Source organism: Verrucomicrobiota bacterium (genome assembly GCA_039027815.1).
Lineage (GTDB): Bacteria > Verrucomicrobiota > Verrucomicrobiia > Verrucomicrobiales > JBCCJK01 > JBCCJK01.
This window is the reverse complement of the sequence record JBCCJK010000010.1, coordinates 69848-76920: the sequence shown is the minus strand read 5'-3', so window position 1 is coordinate 76920 and position 7073 is coordinate 69848. Positions and strand designations below refer to the sequence as shown.

The following is a 7073-nucleotide window of genomic DNA, read 5'->3' as shown; positions in this document are numbered from 1 at the left end:
TGTGGGGAAGAGGCGCTGAAGCGCGTGGAAGGGAGAGCCGGTGTCTTTCGAGCCAGCCCTGCGTTGCTCCTCGGTTACGGTGCCTGCACCGCGCCCTCGTCGCGCCTTGGTCTGGCCCGAAATCCACTCGGCCATTCTACCAGCCAATTCTCCAGCTTGGTATAAGACTCTCTCGGCCCTGGAATGATGGAATTTTTAGGGAAAATAGTTGTTTATAGGTGGTATTATGGTGTAATTTTGGTGTATGAAAGCGGTCACATTGAAGGCGGTGCCGGAGGACTTGGTGGAGGCACTCAAATCGGCCGCGGTGCGCAATCATCGAAGTCTCTCTGGAGAGATTCTCCATCGCTTGCATCTCAGTGTCTCGAATTCGGAAGGAGGGGTGACGGCCTCTTCGGTCGAGGAAAAGGCGGGCTACCAAGCGGATGCTTGGGAAAAGCTCACGGGGGACTGGAACACGGGCTTGCCAGTCGAGGAGGAAATCGCGGCGCTCTACGAGGCGCGCTCTGGAGGTCGTGACCAAGACCTGACATGGTAGCGCGGACGGCGACTCGGGGATACCTTCTGGACACCGACACCTGCATCGAAATCCTCCGGGGAAATCGGCGAGTCATTCAGAAACGGCGTGGTATCTACGCCGACGTGCTGACTTCTGAAATCACCGCCAGCGAGCTTTACTTCGGGGCGGCCAATTCACAGGATCCGCCCAAGCACAAAGCGGAGGTGGACCAATTTCTGAAAACGCTTCCGGTGGTCCCAATCGGACGCCACGGGGCTCAGTTTTTTGGGGCGCTCAAAGCGCAGCTCAGACGGGCGGGCCGATTGATCCCGGATGCCGATCTTTGGATCGCTTCCATCGCTCGCGCCTTGGACTTCACGGTGGTGACGGGAAACACCAAGCACTTGGCGCGGGTTCCCAGGCTCACGACTTGTGATTGGATTCGCGGTCAAGAGGGCTCGGGAGAGTGAGCGGGCTCGATTCAGCCTCGTATCGACCGGCCTTTCTACCAACTCCTTCGCGGCACTGCAGGAAGCGTCTCGTCCTCCCACCCGTTTGTGGGGCAGCTTGAGACTTACTTCTTTTCCTTCTCCAGCTTGATGCCCATCTTGCGGTAGAGGGTGGCGATGCTGACGTCGAGCATGGAAGCGGTCTTTTCGCGGGAGCCTTCGTTGTATTTGAGGGTCTCTTGGATGAAGAGCTTCTCCATTTTCTTGGTGAAGTTCGAGAGGGGTTGGCCAATGGGGAGCTGGTGCTTGAGGGCCGCGTTCTCGTCGTCGCTGACCTCGACCTTTTGGGTGACTTTGGGCGGGAGATCCGCTGGGCGGATGCGTTTGCCATCCGAGAGGGCGGAGGCGCGTTCGATGGCGTTTTGGAGTTCGCCTACGTTGCCGGACCAGGAGTAGGTCTGGAGCAGTTCGCTGGCATATTTATCGATCTCCTTGGGGGCGTTGGGGTGAATCTTCGAGTAGTTGGCTAAAAAGTGATTGGCCAAGGGGAGGACGTCCTCGCGGCGGTGGCGGAGGGGCGGGACCTGGATGGGAACGACCGAGAGCTTGTAGTAGAGGTCGCGCCGAAACTCGCCTTTCTCGATCAGGGCCTCCATGGATTCACTGGTGGAGGCTACGAGCCGGAAGTTGAGTTCCTCCGGCAAGGCGCCATTCAGGCGCCTGTTTTCGATGTCCTCTAGAAAGGTGTCCAGCTGGGATTGCAGGCGGGGGGGCAAGAGATGGATTTCCTCCACGAAGACGGTTCCATTGGCGGCCCGGGTGAAGATGGACTGGCGCTGGTCCATGCTGAAGAATTCCTGTTCCAGGAGATGCTCCGGGAGAGAGCTGCAGTGGATGATTTTGAAAGGCTGCTCGGCGCGGTCACTTCGATTATGGAGAATGCGTGCCACCAACTGCTTGCCGGTGCCGAACTCGCCTTCGATCAAGACGGGTTTTTCGAGACTGGCGACCTTGTCGAGCATTTCATCGATTTGGGTCATCTGGGCGCTCTCGGCTACGAAGGCCCGGGAGGAGGGCATGAGATTGCCGAATTTTTCGCCGGGCACGGGAGCTTGCGCTGGGATGGTCTCGGTTTGCTTGCCCACGCTTTTGAGGGCTCCGGTGATAGCGGCTTTGAGGTCGCTCAGCTCAAAGGGTTTGGTGACGTAGTCGAAGGCGCCCAAGCGCATGGCTTCGACGGCCGTCTCGACCGAGCCATGGCCGGTCACCATGATGAGAGCGGTTTCGGGTCGCTCTTGGCGACAGCGTTTGATGAGGTCCAGTCCCGACATGCCCGGGATGCGCAGGTCGACCACCATGAGGTCGGGCCCCATGCGGCTCATGGCCTCGAGGGCTTGCGGGCCATCCAGGGCCCCTTCCACTTCGTGTCCCATGCTGCGGCAGAGCTGGGAGATCAGTTCGAGCACGGAACGCTCGTCGTCGACAATGAGAATTTTGGCCATGACAGAGGGGAGAGAGTTTCGAGCCGAGTATATCGAAATTTCTTTCGAAATGCCAAAGAATTTCGCAAATTTGCGAAGATTGGCCCTTCCTGAAGAAATTTGACCTCAAATGGTGGCCGGGAGGGGGCAGGCGGCCATGAGGCGCTCCTCGAGAATTTCGAGGAGGAGGGGGTGCTCCCCGAGCAGGGGGGTCATTTTGACTTCGTGAAAAATGCCTTGGTCGATTACGCCCTCCGCGATTTCCGCCACGTCTCCCCCGGCTCCGGCATGGCGGCCCGGGAGGAGAAAAAACATGGCCAAAATGAGGGTGCGAGCCGAGAAGCCCTCGATCTCTCCGAGGTGTTCCAAGAGGGGTTCATTGAAGGCATACTCCGGTCCGTCACGGCGTTCCATGGAGCAGGGCTGGACGGTTTGACCCAGTTCTTGGGCCAGCTGGCGGGCCACGGCATTGCGCAGGCGGTTGACGGGCTCGATGGGGGTGCCGTGGTCGATGAGAGAGACTTGCGCGTCGGGTGAGTTTTCCAGCTGGGCGCGGACGTGGTCGGCCAGCATTCGGGCGAGTCGGGGGTCCGGGTTTTCCACGTCCATCCCGGCGAGAGGTTCGGCGATGGTGGCTTGGAGTTCGGGGAACTCTTCTTTGAATTCGCGGAGGACCAGAGGCAGAAAGTCGATCACGGCTAGACTAGGTCCGAGGAACAAGGGCAAGAGAACGAAGTCGGTTTGCCCCTCCTGCAAGAGTTCCCGCAGACGGCTTTTGACCACGGTGGCCGGAACGCCAGCCAGCTTTTCAACGGGGATTTTGTAGGAATGAAGAAGACTGACGGCTTCGACTGGGGCTCCCACGCGCGCGGTCAAGTTGGCGGCCAAATCACGCAGTCCAAAGGTGGCTTCGGGACGGAGGGAACCGTTATCGATTAAAAAAATGGCGGGGCGAGACATGGGCAGGAGACAATTTCCGAATGGTTCCCAATAGGCTACGCTTAGCGAAAAACCACGGGCCATGCAAAGCGGCTCCGGAAAAAGAACAGCACCGGTGGGACGGAAAACCTCAAAACCGCCCACCGGTGCTGCTCAACCCTCAACACTAGACGAAAAGTTTTAGCTGACTGAGAACTCAACTGTCCGTTTAGCTAGGTAGAGGCAAAAGCATAAGGGAGGCCAACTGTGTGAAATTTTCGTTGATTGCGTTTTGGGATGATGAGCGGCCGCGTTCTCCGGCGCTTCAGATGGCTTGGGATGAGGTTCTCTTGCGGACGCGGAAAGAGCCGTGGCTGCGGGTCTACCGGTGGGATCGCCCCTGCCAGACGATCGGGTATTTTTGCGGCGCGGCCGAGGCGCGGGGCAAGGCTCCTGAGGATTGGGTGCGTCGCTGGACGGGGGGCGGCCTGGTCGACCACGGTCGCGATTGGGCCTACACGCTCGGCTTTCCCGGAACGACGTGGCATCACTTGGGGCAAGCGGCCGGGAGCTATGGAGTGCTGCACCGCGCTTTGGCCGATGTTTTGGTCGATGCTTTGGACTGCCAGGAGATCGAGATGGTGGCCGAGCCAGAGAGCGGGCCGTCCCGGGCGGGGAACTGCTTCGACCAGCCGGTTCCGGCTGATTTGGTGTGGAGGGGGCGCAAGATTGCGGGCGCGGCGCAGCGTCGCGGTCGATTCGGGATGCTGCACCAAGGCTCGCTCCAAGGGCTGGGAGGTCCCTCCCCTGCTTGGGGGCCGGCCTTGGCTGAGCGCTTGAGTCAGTCCGTTGTTCCGATCCGACCGCTCGAGCTTGCGCCCCGAGTGGAGGCGCTGGCCCGGGAGGTCTACCAGAGCCCCCAGTGGAATCTGCGGTGCTGAAGAGGCCCCGTCCCCTTGGAGGAGCTTCTGCCAAGGGCCTTGCCTTGCATTTTCGACGTCTTGCAGGAAACTCCCGGCCGAGCTAGCCGGCGTGGCGGAATGGTAGACGCAACGGACTTAAAATCCGTTGACCTTCGGGTCGTGCGGGTTCGAGTCCCGCCGCCGGTATCGGTCTTTTTGGCTCCAGTTTGCTGGGGCTGGGAGCGAGTTCTCTCGAAGGTCTTGACTTCCTGAGCGAGAGCGACTTGTTGCCGCCCACCCATTTTGGGCTGTTTTGGCCCCGCTTTTTCCACCCCACGTCCAACCCAAGCCTCATCGACCTCATGGATTTGCATCCTCTTTTCTGGATCGCTCCGCTCGGAGCGGTCGTCGCCCTCGTTTTCGCTTTCAAGTTCTTCAAGGCCATGATGGCGCGCGAAGAAGGCACGCCTCTCATGGCGGAAATTGGCCAGCACGTGCGCGATGGGGCCATGGCCTATCTCAATCAGCAGTATCGCGTGATGGTTTTGGTCTTCGGAGGCTTTCTCCTTCTCTTTTTGGTCCTGGCCTTCGGCTTGGGGGTCCAGAGCAAGTGGATGCCGCTCACTTTTGTAGCGGGGGGCTTCTTTTCGGCCTTGGCAGGGTTCTTCGGCATGAAGACGGCCACCCAAGCTTCCACCCGGACGGCGGCGGCCGCCCGCCACTCCTTGGAAGACGGTCTCAAGGTGGCGTTCCGCTCTGGCTCGGTCATGGGTCTTTCCGTGGTGGGTCTGGGTTTGGGGAATGCGGTGCTTTGGTTCCTTTTGATCAATGCCTTCACGGGAGCGGGCGAAGGCACCGAGGGACAGCGGATGGTCATGGTGACGACGACGGTCCTGACCTTCGGAATGGGCGCTTCTCTCCAAGCACTGTTCTCTCGCGTGGGGGGAGGGATCTTCACCAAGGCAGCTGATGTGGGCGCGGATTTGGTGGGCAAGGTGGAGGCGGGCATTCCGGAAGATGACCCTCGCAACCCGGCCACCATTGCGGACAACGTGGGCGACAATGTGGGCGATGTGGCCGGGATGGGCGCGGATTTGTTTGAGAGCTATTGCGGCTCGATTCTGGCGGCCGCGGCCTTGGGAGCCGCTGCTTTCGTGGGGGACCCCTCTATGCAGATCAAGGCGGTGGCCGCGCCCATGATTTTGGCGGGTTTGGGGATTCTTTTGTCGGTCATCGGCGTTTACCTGGTGACCACCAAGGAAGGGGCCACCCAGAAACAGCTTCTGGGTTCTCTCGGCAAGGGAGTGAACGTGAGCTCGGCTCTCATCATCGCGGCTTCGGCCGGTGCCTTGGCCCTGCTGGGCTTGGACAATCTTTGGGGAATCTGGGGAGCCGTGGTGGCGGGCTTGATCACGGGGATCGTGATTGGCCGGGCCACGGAGTTTTACACTTCGAGTGGGGAGCCGCCGACCCAAGGGATCGCCAAGCAGTGCCTGGGCGGTCATGCCACCAATATCATTGCCGGCGTGGCGGTGGGGATGAAGTCGACGGCCATTCCAGTCCTAGCGGTCGTGATTGGGACCGGGGTCGCCTTCCTTTCGGCGGCCGGTTGGGATCCCAGCAACCTGAATGCGGGACTCTACGGAGTGGCCATCGCGGCCGTCGGCATGCTCTCGACCCTGGGGATCACCCTGGCGACCGATGCCTACGGGCCGATCGCGGACAATGCCGGAGGCAACGCGGAGATGGCCGGGCTGGAGCCGATGGTTCGCGAGCGGACGGATGCGCTCGATTCGCTCGGCAATACCACTGCGGCCACCGGCAAGGGCTTTGCCATCGGCTCGGCCGCGCTCACGGCTTTGGCCCTGATTGCTTCCTACATTGAGGTGCTCCGTTTGGAGGAAGCCAAAGCCGGCACGGAGGCCATCAATGGAGTGGCTTTGATGCAGGCTTCCTTGAGCGATTTCATGCTGCACTACAATGTCACGCTGCTGAATCCTTTTGTTCTGGTCTCGATTTTTCTGGGGGCCATGACAGCCTTTTATTTCTGCGGGATGACGATCGAAGCGGTCGGACGGGCGGCCGGGGAGATGGTCGACGAAGTGCGTCGCCAATTCCGGGAGAAGGCCGGTATTCTTGAAGGCAAGGAGAAGCCGGACTACGCACGCTGTGTCGAGATCTCGACCAAGGGGGCGCAACGCGAAATGGTGGTGCCTTCGTTGATCGCGGTGGCGGCGCCCATCGTGGTAGGGCTGATTTTGGGGGTGGCGGGCGTGATTGGTCTCCTGGTGGGAGGCTTAGCGACGGGCTTTGTGTTGGCGGTTTTCTTAGCCAATTCCGGGGGCGCTTGGGACAACGCCAAGAAGTTCATCGAGGAAGGCAATCACGGAGGAAAAGGCTCGGACGCGCACAAGGCGGCCGTGACAGGCGACACGGTGGGGGATCCCTTCAAGGACACCTCCGGCCCGGCGCTCAATATCCTCATCAAGCTGATGAGCATCGTAGCCATCGTGATGGCGGGGGTGACGGTGTCCTACTCGCTCTTTTGATCGAGTCGGGATCGGATGGGAGCGGTTTCGACTTCAAGAGCACGGAAGCCCCGTGCTTTCGGAGGCGGAATGGGCGGCGGAAGGGACGCTCTAATACCAAGCTCCAGAATACACTGGTAGAATGGAGGGGAGGTGGTGTGGAGAAGAGGTGCTGAAGCGCGGGGAAGGAAGAGCCGGTGTCTTTCGAGCCAGCCCTGCGTTGCTCCTCGGTTACGGTGCCTGCACCGCGCCCTCGTCGCGCCTTGGTCTGGCCCGAAATCCACTCGGCCATTCTA

General features: G+C 60.5%; 6 protein-coding genes and 1 tRNA gene. 5 read left to right on the top strand and 2 right to left on the bottom strand.

Annotated elements, in window-relative coordinates:
• The first annotated feature begins 244 nt into the window (after positions 1–244).
• Both AAF555_04820 and AAF555_04815 read left to right on the top strand, forming a co-directional pair.
• Entirely contained in the window at positions 245–538 is a 294-nt protein-coding gene (locus tag AAF555_04820) for an Arc family DNA-binding protein (GenBank protein ID MEM6910886.1), read from the top strand.
• On the top strand, positions 532–969 hold the full coding sequence (locus AAF555_04815) for a type II toxin-antitoxin system VapC family toxin (protein MEM6910885.1): 438 nt from the start codon (positions 532–534) through the stop codon (positions 967–969). Before AAF555_04820 ends, AAF555_04815 begins: the two co-directional genes overlap by 7 nt.
• 104 nt (positions 970–1073) lie before the next feature.
• Here AAF555_04815 and AAF555_04810 read toward each other — a convergent pair whose 3' ends face one another.
• Both AAF555_04810 and AAF555_04805 read right to left on the bottom strand, forming a co-directional pair.
• Complete coding sequence (locus AAF555_04810; protein MEM6910884.1) at positions 1074–2450, bottom strand: sigma-54 dependent transcriptional regulator; 1377 nt, start codon at positions 2448–2450, stop codon at positions 1074–1076.
• Positions 2451–2555: 105 nt separating this feature from the next.
• Positions 2556–3389: a CbiX/SirB N-terminal domain-containing protein gene (locus tag AAF555_04805; GenBank protein ID MEM6910883.1), complete on the bottom strand. Its 834-nt coding sequence runs from the start codon at positions 3387–3389 to the stop codon at positions 2556–2558.
• Positions 3390–3616: 227 nt separating this feature from the next.
• Here AAF555_04805 and AAF555_04800 point away from each other — a divergent pair, with 227 nt between their 5' ends.
• The 3 genes from AAF555_04800 to AAF555_04790 all read left to right on the top strand — a co-directional run bounded on the left by AAF555_04800 (position 3617) and on the right by AAF555_04790 (position 6798).
• Entirely contained in the window at positions 3617–4288 is a 672-nt protein-coding gene (locus AAF555_04800) for a hypothetical protein (protein MEM6910882.1), read from the top strand.
• Positions 4289–4373: 85 nt separating this feature from the next.
• Positions 4374–4456: transfer RNA gene (locus tag AAF555_04795), tRNA-Leu, on the top strand.
• Between the two features lie 155 nt (positions 4457–4611).
• Positions 4612–6798: a sodium-translocating pyrophosphatase gene (locus tag AAF555_04790; GenBank protein ID MEM6910881.1), complete on the top strand. Its 2187-nt coding sequence runs from the start codon at positions 4612–4614 to the stop codon at positions 6796–6798.
• Positions 6799–7073: the final 275 nt, after the last annotated feature.